The organism is Streptomyces sp. ICC1 (genome assembly GCF_003287935.1).
Classification (GTDB): Bacteria; Actinomycetota; Actinomycetes; order Streptomycetales; family Streptomycetaceae; genus Streptomyces; species Streptomyces tritrimontium.
Map to the genome: position 1 here is coordinate 6,137,430 of NZ_CP030287.1, position 22,534 is coordinate 6,159,963.

General features: G+C 72.9%; 20 protein-coding genes and 1 pseudogene. 11 read left to right on the forward strand and 10 right to left on the reverse strand.

Annotated elements, in window-relative coordinates; all coding sequences use genetic code 11:
• Nucleotides 1-29 precede the first annotated feature (29 nt).
• The gene (locus DRB96_RS28885) at nucleotides 30-572 is read right to left on the reverse strand and encodes a DUF6368 family protein (RefSeq protein WP_162688460.1); all 543 of its coding nucleotides are present in this window, start codon (nucleotides 570-572) and stop codon (nucleotides 30-32) included.
• 98 nt (nucleotides 573-670) lie between these two features.
• Entirely contained in the window at nucleotides 671-1,522 is an 852-nt protein-coding gene (locus DRB96_RS28890) for a LysR substrate-binding domain-containing protein (RefSeq protein ID WP_204358079.1), read from the reverse strand.
• Between the two features lie 162 nt (nucleotides 1,523-1,684).
• On the opposite strand from DRB96_RS28890, the pseudogene DRB96_RS45060 reads away from it, so the two are divergent.
• Nucleotides 1,685-1,795, forward strand: a pseudogene (locus DRB96_RS45060) (DoxX family protein); the annotation flags it as partial.
• 74 nt (nucleotides 1,796-1,869) lie between these two features.
• Here the strand turns inward: DRB96_RS45060 and DRB96_RS28900 are convergent.
• On the reverse strand, nucleotides 1,870-2,601 hold the full coding sequence (locus tag DRB96_RS28900) for an SDR family oxidoreductase (RefSeq protein WP_112451109.1): 732 nt from the start codon (nucleotides 2,599-2,601) through the stop codon (nucleotides 1,870-1,872).
• A 1,252-nt stretch (nucleotides 2,602-3,853) separates the two neighbouring features.
• Between DRB96_RS28900 and DRB96_RS28910 the strand changes: the two genes are divergently transcribed.
• Nucleotides 3,854-4,459, forward strand: a complete 606-nt coding sequence (locus DRB96_RS28910; protein WP_204357837.1) for a hypothetical protein — start codon at nucleotides 3,854-3,856, stop codon at nucleotides 4,457-4,459.
• On the opposite strand, the gene DRB96_RS43260 is transcribed toward DRB96_RS28910, so the two are convergent.
• Nucleotides 4,450-4,590, reverse strand: a complete 141-nt coding sequence (locus tag DRB96_RS43260; RefSeq protein WP_162688461.1) for a hypothetical protein — start codon at nucleotides 4,588-4,590, stop codon at nucleotides 4,450-4,452. The genes DRB96_RS28910 and DRB96_RS43260 overlap by 10 nt on opposite strands.
• 11 nt (nucleotides 4,591-4,601) lie before the next feature.
• Between DRB96_RS43260 and DRB96_RS28915 the strand changes: the two genes are divergently transcribed.
• From DRB96_RS28915 to DRB96_RS28930, 4 genes are all read left to right on the forward strand, one after another.
• Entirely contained in the window at nucleotides 4,602-5,714 is a 1,113-nt protein-coding gene (locus DRB96_RS28915) for an AI-2E family transporter (protein ID WP_112451112.1), read from the forward strand.
• An 81-nt stretch (nucleotides 5,715-5,795) separates the two neighbouring features.
• Complete coding sequence (locus DRB96_RS28920; RefSeq protein ID WP_239517772.1) at nucleotides 5,796-7,067, forward strand: hypothetical protein; 1,272 nt, start codon at nucleotides 5,796-5,798, stop codon at nucleotides 7,065-7,067.
• Nucleotides 7,068-7,237: 170 nt separating this feature from the next.
• Nucleotides 7,238-8,437 carry an acyl-CoA dehydrogenase family protein gene (locus DRB96_RS28925; RefSeq protein WP_112451113.1) on the forward strand — a complete coding sequence of 400 codons (1,200 nt, stop codon included), beginning with the start codon at nucleotides 7,238-7,240 and terminating at the stop codon, nucleotides 8,435-8,437.
• Nucleotides 8,437-8,922, forward strand: a complete 486-nt coding sequence (locus DRB96_RS28930) for a nitroreductase family deazaflavin-dependent oxidoreductase (protein WP_112451114.1) — start codon at nucleotides 8,437-8,439, stop codon at nucleotides 8,920-8,922. Before DRB96_RS28925 ends, DRB96_RS28930 begins: the two co-directional genes overlap by 1 nt.
• A gap of 75 nt (nucleotides 8,923-8,997) precedes the next feature.
• Here DRB96_RS28930 and DRB96_RS28935 read toward each other — a convergent pair whose 3' ends face one another.
• Nucleotides 8,998-9,645, reverse strand: a complete 648-nt coding sequence (locus DRB96_RS28935; RefSeq protein ID WP_112451115.1) for a TetR family transcriptional regulator — start codon at nucleotides 9,643-9,645, stop codon at nucleotides 8,998-9,000.
• Between the two features lie 289 nt (nucleotides 9,646-9,934).
• Here DRB96_RS28935 and DRB96_RS28940 point away from each other — a divergent pair, with 289 nt between their 5' ends.
• The 3 genes from DRB96_RS28940 to DRB96_RS28950 all read left to right on the forward strand — a co-directional run bounded on the left by DRB96_RS28940 (nucleotide 9,935) and on the right by DRB96_RS28950 (nucleotide 14,263).
• On the forward strand, nucleotides 9,935-10,741 hold the full coding sequence (locus tag DRB96_RS28940) for a VOC family protein (RefSeq protein WP_112451116.1): 807 nt from the start codon (nucleotides 9,935-9,937) through the stop codon (nucleotides 10,739-10,741).
• A gap of 386 nt (nucleotides 10,742-11,127) precedes the next feature.
• Nucleotides 11,128-13,599, forward strand: a complete 2,472-nt coding sequence (locus DRB96_RS28945; RefSeq protein ID WP_112451117.1) for a serine/threonine-protein kinase — start codon at nucleotides 11,128-11,130, stop codon at nucleotides 13,597-13,599.
• Between the two features lie 169 nt (nucleotides 13,600-13,768).
• Nucleotides 13,769-14,263 carry a peptidylprolyl isomerase gene (locus DRB96_RS28950; RefSeq protein ID WP_112451118.1) on the forward strand — a complete coding sequence of 165 codons (495 nt, stop codon included), beginning with the start codon at nucleotides 13,769-13,771 and terminating at the stop codon, nucleotides 14,261-14,263.
• 77 nt (nucleotides 14,264-14,340) lie between these two features.
• Here DRB96_RS28950 and DRB96_RS28955 read toward each other — a convergent pair whose 3' ends face one another.
• A complete protein-coding gene (locus DRB96_RS28955; protein ID WP_239516526.1) occupies nucleotides 14,341-14,994 on the reverse strand; it encodes a hypothetical protein in 654 nt (217 codons plus the stop codon).
• 138 nt (nucleotides 14,995-15,132) lie between these two features.
• Here DRB96_RS28955 and DRB96_RS28960 point away from each other — a divergent pair, with 138 nt between their 5' ends.
• Entirely contained in the window at nucleotides 15,133-15,753 is a 621-nt protein-coding gene (locus DRB96_RS28960; RefSeq protein ID WP_112451119.1) for a hypothetical protein, read from the forward strand.
• 15 nt (nucleotides 15,754-15,768) lie between these two features.
• Here the strand turns inward: DRB96_RS28960 and DRB96_RS28965 are convergent, their stop codons facing one another.
• The 4 genes from DRB96_RS28965 to DRB96_RS28980 all read right to left on the reverse strand — a co-directional run bounded on the left by DRB96_RS28965 (nucleotide 15,769) and on the right by DRB96_RS28980 (nucleotide 20,381).
• The gene (locus DRB96_RS28965) at nucleotides 15,769-17,757 is read right to left on the reverse strand and encodes a transposase (protein ID WP_239516525.1); all 1,989 of its coding nucleotides are present in this window, start codon (nucleotides 17,755-17,757) and stop codon (nucleotides 15,769-15,771) included.
• 168 nt (nucleotides 17,758-17,925) lie between these two features.
• Nucleotides 17,926-18,714: an enoyl-CoA hydratase/isomerase family protein gene (locus tag DRB96_RS28970; RefSeq protein ID WP_112451120.1), complete on the reverse strand. Its 789-nt coding sequence runs from the start codon at nucleotides 18,712-18,714 to the stop codon at nucleotides 17,926-17,928.
• Nucleotides 18,711-19,208, reverse strand: coding sequence for an OB-fold domain-containing protein (locus tag DRB96_RS28975; protein ID WP_112453804.1), 498 nt, complete (start codon nucleotides 19,206-19,208; stop codon nucleotides 18,711-18,713). The genes DRB96_RS28970 and DRB96_RS28975 overlap by 4 nt, the downstream gene beginning before the upstream one ends.
• A 21-nt stretch (nucleotides 19,209-19,229) precedes the next feature.
• Nucleotides 19,230-20,381, reverse strand: coding sequence for a lipid-transfer protein (locus tag DRB96_RS28980; protein WP_112451121.1), 1,152 nt, complete (start codon nucleotides 20,379-20,381; stop codon nucleotides 19,230-19,232).
• 95 nt (nucleotides 20,382-20,476) lie between these two features.
• Here DRB96_RS28980 and DRB96_RS28990 point away from each other — a divergent pair, with 95 nt between their 5' ends.
• On the forward strand, nucleotides 20,477-22,468 hold the full coding sequence (locus tag DRB96_RS28990) for an AMP-binding protein (RefSeq protein ID WP_239517773.1): 1,992 nt from the start codon (nucleotides 20,477-20,479) through the stop codon (nucleotides 22,466-22,468).
• Nucleotides 22,469-22,534: the final 66 nt, after the last annotated feature.

Consider the following 22,534-nt stretch of genomic DNA (forward strand, 5'->3'; position numbering starts at 1 on the left):
CGACTCGGCGACCACGCCCTCGGGCCCGACTACTTGAGAAGCCGGAAGCCCGGTTGAGAGGCCCACGCACGCAGGAACTCCGCCGTGCCGTACACCTCCGGCAACGGGCCGTCCGTCATCGCGAGCACACCCGGAAGCCCGTCCACGACCGCGACCTGCCCGTCAAGGAGCTCAGCAGCGGCGACGCCGCCGACCACGTCCATGACGGCGGCCGTCAGCAGGGCCGTGGTGATGTGGTCGATCGGCCTGTTGCACCCGGCGATGACGCCCACCGCGTGTGTCGGAGCGAAGCCGATGAGGGGTTCCAGGTCGGGGTCATCCGCGTGCTCGGCCTCGAAGATGTCCTCGTCCCCGTTCCCGGGCCCCATGACATGGACCAGGAACGGCCGGCGCCCGTCGATCTCACCCGGGTCCGCGGCCCCGAGCCGGTCAGCGAACACGTTGAGGTCGTAGCCGCCGGGGCGCTTCTCCTCGAACCAGGCCGAAGAGTCCTCCAGGAAGCCCCGGAGCCGCTCGACAACCTCGGCCGGAACCGCCTCGGCCAACTCGATCACCAACGCTGGTCCACCCATGTCGGGATCCTAACCAGCAGAGCGGCAGACCCGAGCGCAGTGTTCGAATCCCTCACGAGCCGCGGCGGCACCGGACGGACGGCGGTGCTCAGCGGTGCTCAGCGGCGGTACGCGGCCGTCGCGATCCCGATGAAGGACCGGATCAACGGGTTGGCAGAGCCTTCGTTCCACACCGCCACCACCCGGCTCGGCGCCATGTCGACGAGCGGCACCACGACGAACTCGGCGGGCAGTTCGTGTCCGAGCGGGGCCAGCCCGACGGTGCCGTTCCACAGCACGGCCTGCAGGCATTCCTGGACGGCGCGCACCACCGGCCCCTCGCGCGGCCGGCCGCCGTTCCAGTACGACTGCCAGACGGGGTCGGTGCCTCGCGGGAACTGGAACCAGCGGCGGTCGCCCAGTTCGGCCAGCCGCAGCCGGTCGCGAGGTGCCAGCGGATCGTCGGCGCGCAGGACCACGCCCACCGGATCGGTCCGCAGCGTACGCACGGTCAGGGCCGTCTCGTCGAACGGCGCCCGGGTCACGGCGACGTCGACCGTCCGGGCGCGCAGTCCGCACGTCGGGTCGGTCAGATCGGTGTCGCGGATGCGGATGTCGACGCCGGGATGGCTTCGGCGGTAGGAGTCGGCCAGCCGGGACAAGCCCGGGTCGGTGCCGTCGCCCAGGATGCCGACGGTGAGGGTCGCGACGCCGGCCGCCGCGCTCACGCGTACACGGACACGGTCGGCATGGGCGAGCAGGGCCCGCGCCTCGTCGAGCAGCACCGTGCCCACCGCGGTGAGCGTGACGCCGGCGGACGAGCGGGTGAACAGCAGAGCCCCGACCTCGGCTTCCAACCGCTTGATCGCACGGCTCAGCGGCGGCTGGCTCATGTGCAGGCGGGTGGCGGCCCGGCCGAAGTGGAGCTCCTCGGCGACCGCCACGAAGTAGCGCAGGGTCCGTAGCTCCATGTGCTCCATGTGCTCCATCCTGCAACGATACCCACGGGGTATCCGTGTCGCGGGATGGGTCTTGGACACCGGCGGTGCACTCGATCGTGCCGGGCACCCCGTCTGGCGATCGACGCAATCGACGGGGCCTGCGCGAACCGGTGGCCCACGAACGGGAACCATGAACCCGGTGCGATCGCCGTCCACCTGACCGGCGGAGACCGCCGGATCGCACTCAATGCCGGGCTCGCCGCCACCGCGGCTGTGACCGCCTGGCTGGCCGCCAGGCTGTGAAGTGGCCGAAGCCCCGCGCCTTTCGCCCTGCCGAAGACGGCGAGGCGAACGGCACGGGGCGCTGCCCGGCTCCGTCAGGCCGCGTGCCCGCCGTCGACGGAGAATTCGGAGCCGGTGATGTAGGCGGCTCCGTCTCCGGCGAGGAAGGCGACCGTGGCCGCGATCTCCTCCGGCCGGCCGAACCGGCCGAGGGCCGTCATCGCGGCCTGGGGGTCCGCGTAGGGTCCGTCGGCCGGGTTCATGTCGGTGTCGACCGGTCCGGGGTGGACGATGTTGGCGGTGATGCCCCGTCCGCCGAGCTCCCGGGCGAGGGCCTTGGTGAGCCCGGTCAGCGCCGACTTGCTCATCGCGTACAGCGTTCCGCCGGGCCCCGGTACCCGCTGGGTCATGCAGGTGCCGATGGTGATGATCCGGCCTCCCTGGCCCATGTGGCCCGCTGCCGCCTGCGAGGCGAGGAACGCGCCCCGTACGTTGACCGCGAGCACGCGGTCGACGTCGGCCAGCGTCAGCCCGGCGAGCGGGCCCAGGACGCCCACGCCGGCGTTGTTGACCAGCACGTCGAGCCGGCCGAACGTCTGCGCCGCCCAGTCCACGGAGCCGGCGGCGTCACCGACATCGCCCGCGTCCGCCCTGACGGCGGCGCCTCGGCGTCCGAGGGCCTCGATCCCGCGGACCACTTCCTTGGCCGCGGCTTCGTTCGCCGTGTAGGTGATGGCCACATCGGCTCCCGCCTCGGCCATCGCCAGTGCGATCGCCGCACCGATGCCCCGGCTGCCACCCGTCACCAGAACCGCCTTGCCGTTCATGTGCTCTCCCTCGCTATTGGTTGCTGGTTCAATAAAACGAGACGGCGGCAGTCGGTGCTGGCGGCAATCCGACGTGGCGTTCCGCGCACATGCCTCTGTCCGGCCCGACTCCGCCGCGGTCGTTGTCGTCGCCGACTCCGTGATCCCTCACCTTCCGCCGCAGCCGGCGGCGACGGCGACCACGGCGAGCACCGTGGTGACGGACCAGCGGAAGGTCTGGCCCTTCGGTGTGGCGAGCCAGCTCCCGAAACTGTCGGACGCCCAACCACGAGCTCCATGAGCTGAATGCCCGCGCGGGATGGCCGTCGCTCGGTCACATCACCGGCGGTCTCTCACAGGACGCGGGGACCAGTCCGGTCGCCCGCAGCACCGTCTACCGCGTGTTCACCGCTGACGAACTCCCCAACCTGCGGGTGCTCCTGGGCATCGTTCGCCACCTCTCCGTGCTCTGCTGGCGTGCGGACGAGGAGGTGGAGCGCGATCGTTTCGACGGTCTGTGGCAGGCAGTACTGCGGGAAGCCGTGCCGGAGCCCGGCCTGCTGGTCGGTCCGTTGCCGATGCCCGCTCACCCGGTCGACGCGGAAGACGCGCGGAGCGATCCCGACGCAGGCCCCGACGACGGCCCTGACGGAGGCCCCGACGACGATCCCGGGGGCGGAACCATGGCCCGCGCGGCTCCGGAGCCGCACGGGCCGCGCACGGGACCGCCCGACGCTCCCGCGCGCTCCACCGGCAAGGTGTCGGTCCACCGGCAGGCTTCGCGGGCGCTGATCATCGGAGCCGAGTCGTACGCGGACCTGCCCCCGCTGCCGGGTACCGCTCAGGCGGTGCACCAGCTCTCCCAAGCCCGTGCCGGCAACCTGATCGTCTTCATCGACGCCTGCTACGTGGGCCGGGCCGCCCGAGCAGCCGAGCGGCGGAGTCCTGTCGCTGGACGACCTCTATCGCGACGTCCGGGAGAGCCTCGCCGGCGATGCCGGCGCTGCCGTCACGTGGCGTCAGGTCGAGGCCGAGGGGAGTCCGACAGCCACGAGCTGAGCACGGCGGCGTGCGACCGTCAGCGCCAAGGGACACCCGGCAGGGGGCCGGGCCCAGGCCTGTGCGGGCGGGCCCCGGCAAGGTGATGACGGACGCGGACGGCGACGTCATTTCGTGAATACCGGCCTACCCGAAGCCCACACTGCGGCATCGTCGTGTTCAGGCGGCCGGGAGAGCAGGCCGCACGAGCACGGAGTCGGTCGAGGAGGGCGTTGTGAGCAGGCGCGAGGCGTGGACGATGGAGGAGTTCGGCACATCTCACGAGGGCGCGGTCGGGGTGCTCCTCGCCGACGGCACCGTTCCGTCGCCCGTGTACTTCGACAGCGGTTCCGGCGGGGGCGGCGAGCCGGTGTCGCAGTGGAGCGTCTACGACGGCCGCTGGACCCACGTACCGCGCGCGGCCGCGCTGCGCGCGGTGTGTTCCTGCGGCTGGGCCGGCCCCGAACACCGCCTGGACTGGACGGCGATCGGCGACCAGGACCTGGTGGACGGCGGGGACGAGCAGGCGGACGCGTGCGTCCAGGACTGGGACGTGCACACCGTCCGGGTCGAGGCGACGACCGTCCCCCTGCCGGAGATCGTCACCACGCTGTTGGAGCGGCTGGAGGAGGAGATCGACAAACTGGCCAAGACCTCTCCGGTCGCGGCCGTACGGGCGGTTCGCCGACTGGAGGTCACTGCCGAACGCGTCGGATACTGGGCCGCCCGCGGCACCGCCAACGACCTCGACACCGCACAGGCGGCAGCCGCCCTCGGACTCGACGAGAACGCCGCACGCAAACTGATGGCACGCCTCGGACGCTGGAGCCCCTACCGCTGACCCGCCACGTACTGCTCCAGCGACAGGAGTTGCCCGGCCCCGTAGCCATGGAGGACGTACGGGATGCCTCGCAGACATGCGCACGCATCGCGTTCCCCGTCGCGGGCGGTGTCGGTGTCGGTGCGGCCCATAGGGTGAGTCCATGTCTGACACGTTGAGTTCCGATAAGACCGCGTCCGCGCTGCGGGCATCCGCGCGGGTCTCCGCCGAGTTGCTGCTGGTCCTCGTGATGGCCGCCGTGGCGTTGTGGCTCCTGGGTCGGATGTGGTCGGTGCTCTGGCCGCTGATAGTGGCCCTCTTCCTCACCACGCTGACGTGGCCGCTGGCCGCCTTCCTGCGCCGGCGCGGGTGGCCCCCGGCCCTGGCCGCGTCCGTGGTGACCGTACTGTTCCTCGCCGTCGCCGCGGGCGTCGTGGCGCTGATCGCCGTACCGGTGGCGTCACAGTCCGGCGAGCTGGGCGACGGCGTGGTCAAGGGGATCCAGCAGCTGCGCGAGTGGGCTGCCGGGCCGCCGCTGAACATCGGCGACGCCCAGATCACAGGGGCGTTCGACGCCGCGGTCGACCGGGTCCAGCACAGCGTCGGCACCACGGTCTCCACGGTCGCCACCGGCGTGAGCACCGTCTTCAGCGGTCTCGTCACCGCCGTCTTGGCCCTCTTCCTGATGTTCTTCTTCCTCAAGGACGGCCCGCGGTTCCTGCCGTGGCTCACCCGTCAGCTCCCCGGCCGGCTCGCCACCGATGTCCCCGTGGTCGCCGAGCGCGGCTGGGAGACGCTCGGTTCGTTCGTCCGCTCCCAGGCGTTCGTCGGTCTGCTCGATGCCGTCTTCATCGGGCTGGGCCTGTGGATCGTCGGTGTTCCCCTGGTGCTGCCGCTGGCGGTGCTGACCTTCGTGTCCGCGTTCGTGCCGATCGTGGGTGCCCTGTTCGCCGGCCTCGTCGCGGTGCTCATCGCGCTCGTCTCGAACGGTCTGACGGACGCGCTGATCGTGCTGGCGATCATCATCGTGGTGCAGCAGTTGGAGGGCAATGTGTTCCAGCCGATGATCCAGAGCCGCGGTCTCGGACTTCACGCGGCGGTGATCCTGTTGGCGGTGACGCTGGGCGGCAGTCTGGCCGGAGTGGTCGGCAGCCTGCTGGCGGTTCCGGCGGCGGCACTGATCGCGGTGGTCTGGAACTATCTGCGCGAGCAGTTGACAGAGCCCCCGTCCGGCCCGGAAACCGACGGGTCAGCCACCGCCAACGCCCCCTTGTAGCGCCCGGGGAGCCGCCGTCACGGGGCCCGGTCGCCACCCGACGGGCCCAGGGGGGTCCCGCGGAGGTGGCAGGATGGCGCGGTGTCTGATCTTCTCCGTGAACCGTGGCTGCGCGGCATCGCCTTCAATCCGGCGGCTCCCTCCGATGTACTGATACGCCTGATGGGTGAAGTGGCCGGTGAGGCCGGCCTGTTGATGTGCGAGGGCCGCGACCTGCCCGACGCCGCCATCGACGCGGCCCTGCGCCATCCGGGCAGGAAGATCCGCGGCGCCCTCGCCCTCAACCGGCACGTCGACCCCGCGCGACTCGCCCCCTTGGCCACGGACCAGTCGGGGATCGTCCGCTATCGGCTCGCTGCCGGCCCCCGCCCCCGCCCCCGACGGGTCCGACCGCTGCCGGACGACATCCTCGTCACCCTCCTGACCGCCCAGGACGGGGGCGAGGACGGCATGCTCACCGAACACGAGATCGTCCAGGAGCTCAGCTCCTCGCGGCAGATCCCCCTGTCCTTCCACCGCTCCATGGCCGGGCACGAGCACCCGGAGATTCGCGAACGCGCCGCCTGGGAGTGGCAGTCGCTCACCCCTGGACAGCGGGAGGCCCTGCTCGACGACGCCGTCCCCGCGGTACGGGAAGCGGCGCAGGAGCACAGTTGGGAGCTGGACCCGGAGCGGGTGGAGGCCACGCTGCCGTCCATCGGCTCGCACAGCAGGTCGTTCTTCCTCGGCAGGTGCGCCCTGTCCCCGGCGCTCATCGAGCAGTGCTTCGCGGATGACGAGGTGCACCCCCTGACCTGGAACCGTCACATCCCGGCCGACGCCGTTGCCCGGCTCGCCCGCCACCCCGAGGCGAAGATCCGCGAGATGGCCGCCGCCCGGCCCGACCTGGCACCGGACCTGGTCGCCGAACTGAGGGAGGACCCGGACCAGGACGTGCGGATGCGCGCCCGCCTCCACCCCTTCCCCCGCACCTGGGCCGAGTACTGGGCGATCTACGGGGTCATCGGGCACGGTCCGGACTGGACCGGCCCGATCACCGAGTCGGCCACCGAGCCGTCCCCCGAATGGCTCGCCGCCTGCGCGACGTCCGAGGAACCGGTGCTGCGCCGGGTCGCGGCGAGCCGGCCCGGCCTGCCCGCAGAACTCGTCGCGACCCTCGCGCGGGACGAAGACGAGGAGGTACGGATCCGGCTGGCCTGCCACCACCCGTTGGCTCCGCCCCACCTCCTCCTGGCAGTCACCGTCACCCCCCCGGCCCACCGCCCGCTCACCATCCCGCCCGAGGCCGACCCGGCACCCTCCCCCGCCTCATGCCCGTCCCCCAACTCCGCCGCACTCCTCGCCCCCCACTGATGCACAGGGGGCCGGGCATGGGTCCGGGCATGGCCCGACGGTACATCTGACGGGCAGTCAGTTTCTAGCCCATGTGGCGGCGCCCGCGCACTGAAGCGCCCCGCCCCCTGTGCATCTGGCGCCACCCGCCCTAACATGACGGCCCGTCAGATACGGGGAGGAGCCCGACGATGGATGCCGCCTTCACCGCGGAGCAGGACGAGATGCGCCGTACCCTGCGCGAGATCCTGGGCAAACGCTGCGGCCCGGACGAGGTCAAGGCCGCCGTCCGCACCGCCGCCGGACACGACCGCGAGCTGTGGCAGCAGCTCGCCCAGCAGCTCGGACTGCCGGGCATCGCCGTGGCCGAGGAGTACGGCGGTGTCGGCTGCACCCCCGCCGACCTCGCCCTGGCCTGCGAGGAGACCGGGCGGGTGCTGCTGCCCTCGCCGCTGCTGGCCACCGCCGTGCTCGCCGCGCCGCTGGTCACCGCCCTGGGCACCGGAACCCAGCGCTCCACCCTGCTCCCGCCGCTCGCGGCCGGCGGCCTCACCGCCGCCCTCGCCGTCCCCGGCCCGGCCCTCGCCACCGCCCTCGCGCTCACCTCGGACGACGTCCGCGGCGACTGGGCCGGCGGAGGCCGCGCCGGAGGCGTGCAGGCCCGCGCCGTGGACGGCGGCTGGCGGCTCTACGGGGAGGTCGCCCAGGTGCTCGACGGGCACAGCGCAGCCCTGCTGCTCGTCGCCGCGCACACGGGGGGCTTCGCCCGCAGCCGCACCCTGCTCTTCCTCGTACGGGAGGACGCGCCCGGCCTCGTACGGGCCCGGCAGGCCACCCTCGACGAGACCCGGCCGCAGGGCCGCGTCCAGCTGAGGGACGTCGAAGCCGAACTGCTCGGTGGCGGCGGCCCGGACGCCGGAGCGGACGTGCTCGGCGCCCTCGCCGCAGCCGGCCGCGGCGCCGCCGCCGTCCTGGCCGCGGAGGCGGTCGGCGCGGCCGGGCAGGCACTCGCCCGCACTGTGGAGTACGTACAGCAGCGCGAGCAGTTCGGCCGGGCCATCGGCTCGTTCCAGGCCGTCAAACACCGGCTCGCCGACCTCTACGTACAGGTCCAGGCGGCCCGCTCGGCCGCCTACTACGCCGCCTGGGACCCGCACCAGGGCGGCCTCGCCCTCGCCCAGGCCCTGGAAGCCCTGCGGACCACCGCCGGCGAGGCGATCCAGCTGCACGGCGGCATCGGCTTCACCTGGGAGCACGACGCCCACCTCTACTTCAAGCGGGCGGCCGCCGACGAACTGCTCTTCGGTCCCGTCCACCGGCTGCGCGCCCACGCCGCGGACGCCGCCGGCCTGTTCACCCCCGCCCCACGGAACGAGAAGGTGGCCGTCTGATGGCTGTGTCCGCCGGCGTCGGCGTCAAACTGATGCAGAAGGTCTCCTCGACCCTGCTGTTCGCCAAAATCGCACCGCACGTCATCCCCGCCATGGACAAGGCGGTGCACAAGCTGACCCGCGGCAAGGTCATCCTCAGCGCCCAGATGCTCCCCGGCGTGATCCTCACCGCCAAGGGAGCCAAGACCGGCGCCCCGCGCACCACCCCGCTCGCGTGCATGCCGGAGCAGGACGGTGTGAGCTGGCTGTTGATCGGCTCCAACTTCGGCCGCCCCGGACACCCGGCATGGACCGCGAACCTGCTCAAGAACCCTGACGCGGACGTCAGTTGGAAGGGCACCAACATCGCCGTGCGCGCCCGCCTGCTGGCGGGCGAGGAGCGCGCGGCCGCCTGGCAGGCCGCGTTGAAGTTCTGGCCGCCGTACGCGACGTACCAGGCGCGCATCGAGCGCGAGATCCGGTTGTTCCGCCTGGAGCGTCGCTGATCGCGGCGGAGGTCCCGTAGGGGCTGACGGCGGCACAGGCCGCCGAGGGCGGCGGACCCGGTGGGGGTCCGCCGCTCACTTCGTGGGCTTCTTGCCCGTGATGCCGAGGTGGACCAGGAGCGCCAGGTTCGGCTTCAGCTCGGCCTGCTTGACGCCCCAGGTCTGGAAGCCCTTCTGGTGCGAGGCGACCGCGGCCAGCATCGCGACCAGCGAGCCGGCCATCGCGGCAGGGCTGACGTCCTTGTCCACCTTGCCCTTGGCCTGGAGGTCCTTCATCGACTCCGTGAGGGAGTTGGTGACGGAGTTGAGGATCTTCATGCGGATCTTGTAGAACCGCTTGTCGCCCTCCGCCGCGCCGAGGTCGACGACCCGCAGGATCGCGTCGTTGCGCCGCCAGAAGTCCAGGAACCCCTCGACCAGTTCTTCGGCCGCGGCCCACCCCGCCTTCCCGACCCACGCGCGTCCCTCGACCAACGAGGTCAGCTGCGCACCCTCGTTGGCCATGCGCTCGGCGATCTCCAGGACGGCGCCCTCGACGTCCGGGAAGTACTGGTAGAAGGTCGCGGGGGAGGTACCGGCCTTGCGGGCGACGTCGATCACTTTGACGTCGCGGTACGGCGAGGAGCTGAGCATCTCGCTGAGGCAGTCGAGCAGCTTCTGCCTCGTCGCCTGACCGCGCCGGCCGGCAACGCGGCCGTCGACGGTGCGTACTTGTCCTGTCATGCCGTCAGCTTACCGAGGGGGGATCGGCGCGCTATTCGGCCGCCTGCAAATGGGGTTACGGGGTACCTGGCCTGGGCGTACCCCCCTCCCGGCAGCGGCGGGCGGCCGCTTTCGGCCGGGCGGGCCCCACGGGCGCGCCATCCGACTTGAGTCCCTATCCCCCGAATAGTCTTATCAACAGGCTGTGGACAAGTTTTCGGGCACATCATGATCCGGAGGTGCACGGCTGGGCGGGTACGGCGGGGCGCACACCCCCACACACCCCCGCACAACGGAAGGAACCGGGCTCATGGCCGCATTCGCGGAAGGCGCACCCTGCTGGGTCGACGCCTCCCTGCCGGACGTGGAGGCGGGCAAGCGCTTCTACGGTGAGCTCTTCGGGTGGACCTTCGCCGACGGCGCGGGACCCGAGTACGGGCACTACACCCAGGCCTACAGCCGGGGCCGCAACGTCGCCGCCCTCGCCCCCAAGCCCGACGGCCGCATGCCGACCGTCTGGGGCGTCTACCTCTACACGACCGACGCGTACGCCTGCGCCCAGCGGATCCGCGCCGCCGGCGGCCAGCTGGTGATGGACCCGATGCCCGTCGGCCCGTACGGGACCGCCGCGATGGCCGCCGACCCCGGCGGCGCCGTCTTCGGCCTGTGGCAGCCCGGCACCCACCACGGCTTCGACGCCCAGAACGAGCCCTACACGTACTGCTGGACCGAGGTCTACACCCGCGCCCGCGACGCCGTGGACGTCTTCTACGCCAAGGTCTTCGGCTACGTCCCCCGGGACGAGGACGTCGCCGACGGCTCCGGCGGCGCCGAATACCGCCTCTGGTCCCCGCCCGGCAGCGCGCCCGGCCCGGAATCCGCCGTCATGGGCCGCAGCCTCATCACCGACGCCTTCCCCGCCGTCATGCCCGCGCACTTTCTCGTCTACTTCGCCGTACCGGACTGCGACCAGTCCGTCGCCATGGTCCAGCGCCTGGGCGGACGGGTGACCGCGGACCCCTTCGACACCCCCTACGGGCGGATCGCGGTCGTCGCCGACAACCAGGGGGCGGTCTTCGGGCTGCTGTCGGAACCCCGCACGAAGCCGGGCCAGTAGCCGTACGAGAGCCCGGCCGGTAGCGGTACGAGAGCCCGGCCGACAGTCGTACGAGCCCGGGCCGACAGCCCTACGAAAGCCCGCGCCGAGCCCGCGCCGAGCCCGCGCCGAGCCCGCCCGGCACCCCGTACGGGCCTCGCGCGCGGCCCCGTACGGGCGCGGGCGCGTGATCCCCCGGCGGGTTCCCGTACGAACCCGCCCGCGTACCCGGGGCCGGACCAGGCCCGGGCCTGACAGAATCGGTGTGCGCGACCGCGGGCGGCGCCCGGCGGTGCGACGCCGCACGGGCCGACCGCCGTGTGCCGGCGCGCGTGCAGGTGGCGTGCTTGTTGGAGGAGCGGGGGCCCGCGCGGGAGCCCGTACGGGGATGGGTGTGGAGGCGAGTGGTGGAGCAGCTGACGCAGCACGACCCGAGACGGATCGGCCCCTTCGAGGTGCTGGGACGGCTCGGCGCCGGCGGCATGGGGCTGGTCTATCTCGCCAGGTCGGCATCCGGCCGGCGGGTCGCGATCAAGACGGTGCGCACCGAGCTCGCCGAGGACCAGCTGTTCCGCGTGCGCTTCACCCGCGAGGTGGAGGCGGCCCGCGCCGTCTCCGGCTTCTACACCGCGGCCGTGGTCGACGCCGACCCGCGCGCGGCCGTGCCGTGGCTGGCCACCGCGTACGTGCCCGCGCCCTCCCTGGAGGAGATCGTCCACGAGTGCGGGCCCATGCCCGCCCAGGCCGTACGGTGGCTCGCCGCGGGCATCGCCGAGGCCCTGCAGTCCATCCACGGGGCCGGCCTGGTCCACCGTGACCTGAAGCCGTCCAACGTGCTCGTCGTCGAGGACGGCCCGCGCGTGATCGACTTCGGCATCGCCAGCGGCGTCTCCAACACCCGCCTGACCATGACGAACGTCGCCGTCGGCACCCCCGCCTACATGTCGCCCGAGCAGGCCAAGGACTCGCGCAGCGTCAAGGGCGCCAGCGACGTCTTCTCGCTCGGCTCCACCCTCGTCTTCGCCGCCACCGGGCACCCGCCCTACCACGGGGCGAACCCGGTGGAGACGGTCTTCATGCTGCTGCGCGAGGGCCCCAACCTGGAGGGGCTCCCGGACGAGCTCCGCCCGCTCATCGAATCCTGCATGCAGATGGACGCCACGCAGCGGCCCACCCCGGCCGACCTGCAGGCGCAGCTCGCCCCGCACCTCTTCGAGGGCGGCGACGAGAGCGGCACCGCCTCCGCCTGGCTGCCCACGCGCGCCGTCGCGATGATCGAGGCCCGGCGCGCGGGCCACCGCAACGCCGCCGCAGCGGCAGCCGCTGCCGCCGCCGCAGCCTCCGCGGCCTCCGCCGCAGCGGCCTCGGCGGCCGCCGCCTCCGCCGCGGCCTCCGTGCCGGCCCCCAGCGCCCACCTGCCCGGCCCGGGCGGCCCCGGCATCGCCGCCGGGCCCGCCACGCACCGCCGCCCGCGCGGCGGAGCCGACCCCTGGCTGGACCCGCGGACCGGCCAGGCCGTCCCCCAGCGCCCCGCGCACCCCCCGATGGCTCCCTCCGGCGAGCCCGTCCGCCTCGGCGGCTCCGCGGTCCCGATCGGCCCCGGCCCGCAGGCCTCCGCCGCCGCGCCCGCCCACGCCGCCGCCGCAGACTCGGCGACCGGCTGGATCCGCCCGCCCGGCGGCGGCTCGGTGGTCGGCCCCGCGCCCGTCCCCTCCGTACCCGGGCCCGCCGGCCCGGCACCGGACAGCGGACGCTGGCGGCCCTGGCGCTTCCGCATGTCCAACGAGGTCTGGGGCACCCCGACCGTCGCCGGCGACCTGCTGTACGTCACCTCCTTCGAGGTCCACGCCCTGGACGTGGCCAGCGGCCGCCGCCAGTTCAAGACCCGCGACGTCGCCTGGTCCATGGCCGTCGCCGACGGCCGCATCCACGCCTCCGACGGCCCCTCCCTCTACGCCCTCGACGCCGGCGACGGCTCCGAGCGCTGGCGCCTGTCCACCGACGCCTGGGTCTACGCGCTGCGCGCCGACCGGGGCACCGTGGTCACCGCCACGCGCGGCGGCGGAGTACAGGCCTGGGAGGCCTCCAGCGGCCACAAGCTGTGGGAGCTCACGGGCGCGCAGAGCGATTTCGAGACCACCGAGGCGGCGCCCGTCCTGCACGACGGCACGGTGTACGTGTGGCAGGACGCGCGGCTGCGCGCCCTGGACGCCCGCTCCGGCCGCGAGTCCTGGTCCTACCCGGTCGGCGACGCGGGCTCCTGCGGAAACGTGCCGGTGCGCGTCGCACCGGCGGCGGACGGCAACGTCTACGTCTGCGCGGGCACCCGGGTGATCTCCATCGACCGGGCCTCCGGCCGGGTCCGCTGGCACTTCGAGGCCCCCGCCGTGTTCCTGGCGCCCCCGGCCTTCGCGCCCGGCGCGGCCGTCACGGGCGGCGGCGTCTACCTCGCCGACTACCTGGGCACCGTGTACGCCCTGGACGCGGCCACCGGCAAGGACCGCTGGCGCATCGCCACCGAGCCCCGCCCGTCGGCGGACCCGGTCATCGTGGCCGCCGGCAACGTCCACCTGGGCGCGGGCAGCGCGGTGTACACGCTCGACGCGGTCACCGGCACCCCGAAGTGGCGGTTCGCGGCGGGCGGCGAGATCACCGGCTCGCCCGCGGTCGCGGACGGCCGGGTCCACTTCGGTTCGGCCGACCACTGCCTGTACACCCTCGACGCGGCGGGCGGCCAGCTCCGCTGGAAGCTGGCCACGGGCGGGGAGATCACCGGGGCCCCGGTGGCCGAGGCGGGCGTGGTCTACGCGTGCAGCAAGGACCGCTGCGTGTACGCCCTCGACGCCGCCAAGGGCACGGGTACCCGTACGGGCGGCTGAGCCGGGACCGGGCCGGGAGCGGGCCGGGACCCGGGCCGCGGCTGAGCTGCGGTGGAGCTTCCGCGGAGCCGTCGCGGAGCCGTACGGGGGCCGCCGCTGAGCCGTCCGGGGGTCGCGTCATGGCCCCCTCCGGGTCGCGCAGCACACCGGGAGTGACAGGATGGACCCCATGAGCAACGTATTCTTCGACATCACCATCGACGGCCAGCCCGCCGGCCGCATCGTCTTCAACCTCTTCGACGAGGTCGTCCCGAAGACCGCCCAGAACTTCCGCGAGCTCGCCACCGGCCAGCACGGCTTCGGCTACGCGGGTTCCCCGTTCCACCGCGTCATCCCGCAGTTCATGCTGCAGGGCGGCGACTTCACCCGGCAGAACGGCACGGGCGGCAAGAGCATCTACGGCGAGAAGTTCGCCGACGAGAACTTCGAGCTGAAGCACACCCGCCCGTACCTGCTCTCGATGGCGAACGCCGGCCGCAACACCAACGGCTCGCAGTTCTTCATCACCACGGTCGTCACCCCGTGGCTCGACGGCAAGCACGTCGTCTTCGGCGAGGTCGTCGAGGGCACGGAGCTCGTCGACCAGATCGAGAAGCTCGGCACCCCCTCGGGCTCCACGCGCGGCAAGATCGAGGTCGCGGCCTCCGGCGTCGTCGAGGCCTGATCCCCACCCCGCCCGCAACGGCTGGCCGGCCCCGCCCCCTCAGGGGGACGGGGCCGCCGTCATGTCCGGGTGCGGCGCTACGAGCCGTCCTTGGGCGGGTCGGGCCGCGGGTCCGGCCGCCAGGGGTGCGTCTCCGGGGTGACCGGGTACGGGTACGTGCCCTCCTGGCCGCCGTACGGGCCCTCCTGGCCGGCGCCCGGGCCCGGGCCCGGGGCGTACGGGTCCGGGGCGCGGTCGGGGTTCGTGCGGTCGGGGTTCTGGCGGTCCAGGCTCTGCCGGTCGCGGCGGTCGAGGCTGCGGCGGGCGCGGCGGCCGGGCCGGCCGCTCATCACGGCCGCCGCCAGCAGGAGCAGGGCGCCCGCGCCGAAGGCGTTGGCGAGGCCGTCGCCCAGGCCCAGGCCGTCGCCGCCGACCGAGAGGCTGCCCGCCGCCTGGCCCTGACGGACCATCCAGAGCACGGCGAAGCCGAGGACGACGATCCCGGCGCAGGCCATCAGCAGCCGCGAGCGCAGCACGATCGCGACCAGCGCGAGCAGGGCGGCGAAGAGGAAGGGCAGCAGGAGCGAGCCCAGCAGGGCCGCCTTGGTGTCGGTGATCCCGGCGGCGGTGAACAGCTCCTGGATCCGGTAGTCGCGCCCGTGACGGCCGTCGTACCAGGCACGGAAGGGGCTCCAGACGGCTGCCGTCGCTCCGATCAGACCCAACAGCGAGCCGAGTACGTTGCGGATCATGCCCGGCCCTCCGGGGGATGTGGGTCTGGATCTCGGTCCCGACGCTACGCCCGCCCTCCGGCTCCCGCACGCGGAGCCCGGCCCGCGGCCCGTACCACCTGGTAGCGTGCCGCCGAGTTTCCAGGGGGAGGAGTGGCCGTGGCGGTCACAGTGCGGCGGGTCCGGTTCACGGTGGTGCTGGTGGGCGTGGTGCTCGCGCTGACGGGGTTCTCCTCGACGGGCGGCGGTGGCAGCGGTGGCAGCGGCAGTGGGAGCAGCAGCGGCAAGAGCGGCGGCGGGGGCGGCTGCTCCAGTTCCAAGAGCAAGCCGAAGAAGAAGAGCCCCGGCAGCGGCGGGAACGGCGGTGGCTCGACGGCCTCGCCCACGCCCAGCCCGTCCGCGCTGCCCGCGCACCTCGAGCTCGTCACCTGCGCCGGCCCGGGCCGGCCGAAGGCCACGGTCAAGATCACCTCGGACTCGGCCGTGACGCACACCATCCGGACGACGGTGAGCTTCGAATGGGAGGACTACGGCGTCGAGCACGTCATGGTCAGCGTCCACCACCTCAAGCCGGGCGAGAGCCGGACCTTGGACGTCCCCCTGAAGAGGGCCGAGAAGGCCGACGGGGTCCAACGGTGCGCCCTGGGCGCAGTCGAGATCGTCGAGGACGCGAGTCCGACGCCCACCGCGACCACCGGCTCCACGGGATCGTCCGCGGACCTGCCGGACGGCAAGAAGACGAGCACGCCGAAGCCCAAGTCCACCAAGAAGACCCGCTAAGACTTGATCCGCAGGTCACCAAAGGGTGAGTTGCGGATTGCGGCCGGGGCGGGGACCGGGCTTTCCGGCGTGGCCACGCGAGCGTGCCTCATCCGGGGTTGCTCGGTGCCGCTGTCCGGCGGTTCGGGGAGCAGGGGTCTCACGGCGTTGCTGCCGTGGGACTGCCACGCGACCCGGCCGCCGGAGCGGTTTCGGGCTCGGTGTGGTTGACTCCCGCAGCGCTTCTTCCAGCGCTTGTGCGTAGGTGATCTGTGCGTGCCGGGACATGGCGGTGTCCAAGTATGCGGTCGTGGGGTCGTCTACGTCGGTGAAGCGGACGAACGCGGCCAGCGCGGCGGATACGAGGTCCCGTTTGCCGGTGAGGCCGCACGCGGTGCACGTGTGCTCACGCTCCCGCAGCATCTTGGAGACGCGCTCACCGCACAGGCAGTGCTGCGACAAGGCCGTTGACCAGGTAGAGGCCCGGACCAGCCGCCCCCCGGCCGCTTCGCACTCGACCGTGAGGGCAGAGATCAGCATGCCCGGCGTGGTCTGCGACAGACGCTTGCCCCACAACCGGTACCAGGCGCGGATGTCACAGTCCTCCACGACCAGCACGGGGCCGTGGGCGGCGATGATCTCCCGGGCCACCAGACGGGCACGGTGACGGCGGTGTTCAGCGATACCGGCAGCCTGTTCGGCCTGGCGGGCGCGCGTCACCCGGTAGTTGGTGGAGAGTCGGTCGTGGCGGAACGCCTGCTTCGGCACTCCATCGGACCGGGCGGCACGGGCACCACCAGGAACGCTGACCGTCTTCGGCTTGAGGCCCTGCGCTTCCCTCCGGCCGGCGCGCTTGGCCTGCTTCCTCGATAAGCCGTACTGCGCGGCGTTCGTCGCACGACGGGAGCGCTCCAGCGCCCGAGCACGGTCCCGCCGCTTCTTTGCCTGCTTCTCCAGCAGGGTCCGCTCGGCTTCGGTGAGCGTGATCTCGGTGGAGACGGGCTTGCCGCCGGTGAGGGCGGCGGGGAGGGAGACGACGGAGAGGTTGGAGACGTTGCCGTCCACCCCGCCGATACGGTCGAGCTGGGCGGCGCGGTCGCGCATGGCCCGCACGCTGGGTGAGGTGTATCCGGGGCCGAGGACCATCAAGTGCGCCTCATACACCCAGCCGCCCGGCGCGGATGCCTTCCTGCGGCGTACGAGGTCTACCTTGTGCCAGCGGCCGGGGCTGGAGAGGAAGTGCTGCACCCGCGCCCACTGGCCGGGCTGCTGCGGGATGCGTACCGGAAGTACGAGATCACCACGGGCACTTTCGGGTCCTCCGGCGAAGACGACGGCGAGGGGGCCGGTGTGGTCCCACCACGTCGCCTTCCGGGTGGCGGGCTTGCCTGAGGCGGTGACCTTGCCGGTGGGCACCCTGCCCTCGGGCACGGTCGGCTTCGGCATCCGGCGGGGCTGCATCAGCAGGTGCAGGCCGCCGTCGGTGTGGGCCGTGGAGTGGCTGTGGAGGGTGCCGACCAGGCGGAAGGTCTCCCACTTGTTGTCGGTCGTGTGGGAACGGGCGCGGCCCGGAATCCGGGTGAAGCCGTGCCAATTGCCGCCCTTCGGACGGCCGAAACGTTGGCCGGTGGCATCGGGGAAGAGATGCCGCTGCACCCCGTTCCACACCTCATCGGCCATATGCATGGCCAAGGCCTTGGAGGCGTGGTGCTTCAGGTGCCCCGATTCCTCCAAGTGCGTGTACGCGCAACGCTCCAGGCTCTCGCGGGACAGGCCCAGGCGCTGCCGTACGGCCTTCGCCCCCTGCTCCTCCCGCTCGCGGTACGCGGCCCAGTAGGCGTCCACCTTGGCGCGGGCGTCACGCTGGACGGCGCGCTTGATCGACCACATCGCCCCGTACAGGCCGTCCAGCCGGGCAAGCTCGGCGGGATCGGTGACGGCCAGCGGCAGCACCATCACCGACACGATCCCGTCGTCGGGCTTGGTCCACTTCGGGGCTTTGTTCTTCCCCCGGAACTTTCGCATCTGGGCATCCTGCATCACCGTCACCTCCCATCACTGATCCTAGATATGCAGATGCCCGGTAGGCGGCGGAACGGCTCAAGGTGACCGTCCAGCACGTCTACAACCTCAACAGCAACCGCGCCGGCTTCCCGGCGGCCGAGCCGGCTGCCGCCGGCCCGTCCCGTCCCGTCAGCGGATCCGCGGCTCCGGTCCCGCCCCGCGCCGCCCCGCGAACAGCTCCGCCTGCCGCTCCGGCGCCAGGTTGCCCAGGGCCACCAGCCCCGGGGCCTGCGCCAGCGCCTGCTGGAGCGCGGCCTGCTTCGCCGCCCACAGCGACCGCACGGTGCCCTGCACGGCCTCCGTCGGGAAGCCGGCCAGGGTCTCGGCCGCCCGCAGCGCCGCCGGGAGCAGCTCGTCCGGTTCGGCCAGCTCGGAGACCAGGCCGATCTCGTACGCCCGCCGCGCGGAGAGGCGTTCCGCCGTGCCCATCAGGGACATCCGGGCGGCCTCGCCGAAGGGCATCCGCTGCGCCATGTAGATCGCCTCGTAGGCGCTGACCATGCCGTAGCTGGTGTGCGGGTCGAAGTAGGTCGCGGACGCGGAGGAGACGATGAACTCCGACTCGCCCAGCAGGTAGAACGCCCCGCCGCAGGCCATGCCGTTGACGGCGGCGACGACCGGCTTCCACAGGTCGTTCGCCTTCGGGCCGATGGCGACGAGGGGGTCGTCCATCGAGAAGGGCGAGGAGGGCTGCGGCACGGAGACGCCCCGGTCGATGCCCGTGCAGAAGGCCGCCCGCCCGGCGCCCGTCAGCACGATCGCCCGCACTTCGTCCTCGAAGCGCAACTCCCGCCACACCCGCGCGAGTTCGGTGGCGGTCTCCAGGTCGATCGCGTTGTGCTTGCGCTCCCGGTCCAGTGTGACGACCGCGACCCCGGTGGTCTTGTCCCGCTCCACCCGCAGGCCCGGAGCCGTCATGACTTCTCCAGGATCCAGCGCGGTACGGCCATCCCGCCCGTCTCGGTGAAGACCACCTGGACCCGGGCGCCGATGCGCAGCCGCGCCGGGTCCACGGAGTTCATCGGGGCGTCGGCGGAGGCGACGAGGTTCCCGGCGAGACGGATGTGCGGGGCGTCGGCCAGCTCCACGAGGATCACGTTGTACGGGGCCTGCGCGGCGTAGGCGGGCAGCAGCGGCGGGTGCGGCTGCACGTACGACCAGATCCGGCCCCGGCCGCTCATCAGCCGCCATTCGGAGTCGAAGGAACGGCAGTGCGGGCAGCAGGGGCGGGGCGGGAAGCGGAGTTTGCCGCAGGCGGGCTCGGCGCAGCCCTGGACGCGGAGTTCGCCTTGGGCCGTGTACTCCCAGAAGGGGGCGCCGTCCTCGTCGGGGACGGGGAGGAGGAGCCCGTCCGCGGATGCCGAGGGCGTCGGGGGCGTCGGGGGTGTCGCGGGCTTGGTGGTGGGCTGCATCGTCATGGATTCGTCAGCTCCTCAGGCTCGCAGCAGGATCGCGGACGTCGGGACACCCTCGCCCGCGGTCACCAGGCAGGTGGCGGCGTCGGGGACCTGGGCGGTGGAGATCCCGCGCAGCTGCTTGACGCCCTCGTTGATCAGGTTGAACCCGTGGACGTAGGCCTCGGAGAGGCCGCCGCCGCCGGTGTTGATGGGCAGCCGGCCGCCCATCTCCAGCGCGCCGCCCTCGGTGAACGCGGCGCCCTCGCCGCGCCCGCAGAAGCCGTAGCCCTCCAGGGAGAGCGGGATCAGCGGGGTGAAGGCGTCGTAGATCTGGGCGACGTCCACGTCCTGCGGCCCGAAGTCGGCCTGCTTCCACAGGTGTCGGGCGGCGGTCCAGGCGGGTCCGGACAGCGGGTCGTCGTTCCAGTAGTTGACCATGCCGTGGTGCTGGGAGGGCAGGCCCTGGGCCACGGAGTGGACGTAGACGGGCTTTTGGCGGCAGTCGCGGGCGCGCTCGGCGCTGACGATGACGCAGGCCAGGGCGCCGTCCGTCTCCAGGCAGTTGTCGAAGAGGCAGAGCGGGTCGCTGATCATGCGGGAGGTCATGTACATCTCGCGGGTCAGCGGGCGCTCGTACATCATCGCGGCCGGGTTCTCGTTGGCCCGGTTGCGGCAGGCCATCGCGACGTTGAAGAGGTGGTCGCGGGTGGCTCCGTACTCGTGCATGTAGCGGCGGGCCAGCATCCCGATCTCGTCCGCGGGGCGCAGCAGCCCGAAGGGGCGGGTCCACTGGCCGGGGGTGGGGAGCTGGACGGCGGTGTTCTTCCACGGGCGGGGACCGGAGCCGCGCTTGCGCGAGCGCCAGGCGACGCCGACGCTCGCCTGACCGGTGGCGACGGCGGCGGCCAGGTGGCCGACGGTGGCGCAGGAGCCGCCGCCGCCGTAGCCGATCTTGGAGAAGAAGGTGACGTCGCCGGCGCCGATGGCCTTGGCGACCTCGACCTCGTCGGTCTCCTCCATCGTGTAGGAGGAGAAGGCGTCGACCTCGGAGGGGTCTATGCCGGCGTCGTCGAGTGCCGCCAGGATGGCCCGGCAGGCCAGTTCCTTCTCGGACTGCGGCAGTTGTTTGGCAAAGGCGGTCTGCCCGATGCCGACTATCGCCGTAGCGTCCTTGAGCGTTGCCGCCATCGCCACCTCCGGGGTGCGCACCAGTACTGACAGCCGCGAAGGCTACAGCTAATCTGACGGATAGTCAGCTACTGGTATCGCAGGAGGGGCGGACGATGGACGAGGACGAGGCCGCACGCAGTGTCGCTCGCGCGACCCGGAACGCGGACGGGGCAGGCCCGGCCACCGGCCCGGCGACCGGCCCGGCCACTGGCCCGGCCACCGGCCCGGACCGGGCCCGCCCGGCCACCGGCCCTGATCGCGCGCCCGGAGCGGAGTCCGGAGCCGAGTCCGGAGCCGAGTCCGGAGCCGAGTCCGGAGCGGGGTCCGGAGCCGAGTCCGGAGTGGAGTCCGGAGCGGGGTCCGGAGTGGAGTCCCGGACCGCATCCGCGCCGGGGGCCGGGGCGGTGGACGGTTCGGCGGGGCCGGAGGGCTCGGCGGAGGACCGGCGGGCCGACCTGGCGTGGACCAGCATCGGCGGGCTCGTGCGGCACGCCGCCGTCCGCTACGCCGGGAACGAGGCCGTCGTCGACGGGCGCGTCCGCATCGACTACGCCCAGCTCGGCGAACGCGTCGAACGCGCCGCGGCCGCCTGCATCGCCGCCGGCGTCGAACGGGGAGACCGGGTCGCCGTCTGGGCGCCCAACACCCTCGAATGGATCGTCTCCGCGCTCGGCGCCGTCTCCGCCGGAGCCGTACTCGTCCCCCTCAACACCCGTTTCAAGGGCACCGAGGCCGCGTACGTCCTCCAGCGCAGCCGCGCCAGGCTCCTCTTCGTCACCGGCACCTTCCTCGGCACCTCCTACGTCGCCTCGCTGCGCCGCGCCGCCGCCGAGGGCGAGGGCTCCGGACCGCTGCCCGGCCTGCCCCACCTGGAGCAGGTCGTCGTCCTGTCCGAGGACGCCCCCGACTCCTTCCGCACCTGGAAGGACTTCCTGACCGGCGGTGACTCCGTATCCGCCGAGGCGGTCGCGGCCCGCACGGCGTCGATCCGCGCGGACGCCCCCTCCGACATCATCTTCACCTCGGGCACCACCGGCAGCCCCAAGGGCGCCGTCATCACCCACGCCCAGTCCCTGCGCTGCTACGAGGTGTGGAGCGAGCTCGCCGGACTGCGCGAGGGCGACCGCTACCTGATCGTGAACCCCTTCTTCCACACCTTCGGCTACAAGGCCGGCATCATCGCCTGCCTGATGCGCGGGGCCACGATGGTCCCCCAGCCCGTCTTCAACGTGGACACCGCCCTCGCCAACATCGCCGCCGAGCGGATCTCCGTACTCCCCGGCCCGTCCCGCGCCCGCGCCCGCGCAGCGCCTCGCCCCGGCCGCCGGGGCGAGGCGCTGCGCGGGCGCGGGCGCGGGACGTGCGTGGTCGCGCCGATCGTGCTGAGCGGGCGGGCCTGGGGCGAGCTGTACGTGGCCCGGGACGAGGGCCTGCCGGACTTCGACGAGGACGACGCGGAGTTCGCGACCGTCCTCGCGGCGGTGGTCGCGGCCGGGCTCGCGCAGAACGACCGGCTGGAGGAGGCCCGGCGGCTCGCCTTCACCGATCCGCTGACCGGGCTGGCCAACCGGCGGGCCGTGGACATGCGGCTCGACGAGGCGCTGGAGGAGCACCGCAGGAGTGCGGCGGCGACCGTGGTGAGTCTGGTCGTCTGCGACCTGAACGGACTCAAGAAGGTCAACGACACCCTCGGGCACGCGATGGGCGACCGCCTGCTGGAACGTTTCGGCTCGGTGCTCAGCCTGTGCGGGGCGATGCTCCCGGGCTCGCTGGTCGCGCGGCTGGGCGGGGACGAGTTCTGCCTCGTCAGCGTCGGGCCCTCGGCGGACGAGGTGGTCCGGGTCACCGAGGAGGTGTGCCTGCGCGCCGCCGAGCTGGAGCTGGGCGAGGGGGTCGCCTGCGGGGTCGCGTCCACGGGGGATCCGATCGGCCCGGTGAAGTCCTCGCGGCGGCTGTTCCGGCTGGCGGACGCGGCCCAGTACAAGGCGAAGGCGGCGCGGTCCCTGAAGCCGGTGGTGGCGGGGCGCGACACGGCGGTGGTCCGGCTGGCGGACGCGAAGCCCGGGGGGCCGGGGGAGCGGCGGCGGTTCCGGGGGCGCGCGTAGCCGTGGCCCGGGCGCTGCCCCGTCCCCGTCCTCAAGCGCCGGACGGGCTGAGGGTGCCCGGGCGCT

Excerpts from the sequence above, each read along its gene's own strand:
- DRB96_RS28885 (WP_162688460.1), bottom strand. The coding sequence starts at position 572 with ATGGGTGGACCAGCGTTGGTGATCGAGTTGGCCGAGGCGGTTCCGGCC.
- DRB96_RS28890 (WP_204358079.1), bottom strand. The coding sequence starts at position 1,522 with ATGGAGCTACGGACCCTGCGCTACTTCGTGGCGGTCGCCGAGGAGCTC.
- DRB96_RS28900 (WP_112451109.1), bottom strand. The coding sequence starts at position 2,601 with ATGAACGGCAAGGCGGTTCTGGTGACGGGTGGCAGCCGGGGCATCGGT.
- DRB96_RS43260 (WP_162688461.1), bottom strand. The coding sequence starts at position 4,590 with ATGGGCCGCACCGACACCGACACCGCCCGCGACGGGGAACGCGATGCG.
- DRB96_RS28915 (WP_112451112.1), top strand. The coding sequence starts at position 4,602 with ATGTCTGACACGTTGAGTTCCGATAAGACCGCGTCCGCGCTGCGGGCA.
- DRB96_RS28925 (WP_112451113.1), top strand. The coding sequence starts at position 7,238 with ATGGATGCCGCCTTCACCGCGGAGCAGGACGAGATGCGCCGTACCCTG.
- DRB96_RS28930 (WP_112451114.1), top strand. The coding sequence starts at position 8,437 with ATGGCTGTGTCCGCCGGCGTCGGCGTCAAACTGATGCAGAAGGTCTCC.
- DRB96_RS28935 (WP_112451115.1), bottom strand. The coding sequence starts at position 9,645 with ATGACAGGACAAGTACGCACCGTCGACGGCCGCGTTGCCGGCCGGCGC.
- DRB96_RS28940 (WP_112451116.1), top strand. The coding sequence starts at position 9,935 with ATGGCCGCATTCGCGGAAGGCGCACCCTGCTGGGTCGACGCCTCCCTG.
- DRB96_RS28950 (WP_112451118.1), top strand. The coding sequence starts at position 13,769 with ATGAGCAACGTATTCTTCGACATCACCATCGACGGCCAGCCCGCCGGC.
- DRB96_RS28955 (WP_239516526.1), bottom strand. The coding sequence starts at position 14,994 with ATGATCCGCAACGTACTCGGCTCGCTGTTGGGTCTGATCGGAGCGACG.
- DRB96_RS28965 (WP_239516525.1), bottom strand. The coding sequence starts at position 17,757 with ATGCGAAAGTTCCGGGGGAAGAACAAAGCCCCGAAGTGGACCAAGCCC.
- DRB96_RS28970 (WP_112451120.1), bottom strand. The coding sequence starts at position 18,714 with ATGACGGCTCCGGGCCTGCGGGTGGAGCGGGACAAGACCACCGGGGTC.
- DRB96_RS28975 (WP_112453804.1), bottom strand. The coding sequence starts at position 19,208 with ATGCAGCCCACCACCAAGCCCGCGACACCCCCGACGCCCCCGACGCCC.
- DRB96_RS28980 (WP_112451121.1), bottom strand. The coding sequence starts at position 20,381 with ATGGCGGCAACGCTCAAGGACGCTACGGCGATAGTCGGCATCGGGCAG.
- DRB96_RS28990 (WP_239517773.1), top strand. The coding sequence starts at position 20,477 with ATGGACGAGGACGAGGCCGCACGCAGTGTCGCTCGCGCGACCCGGAAC.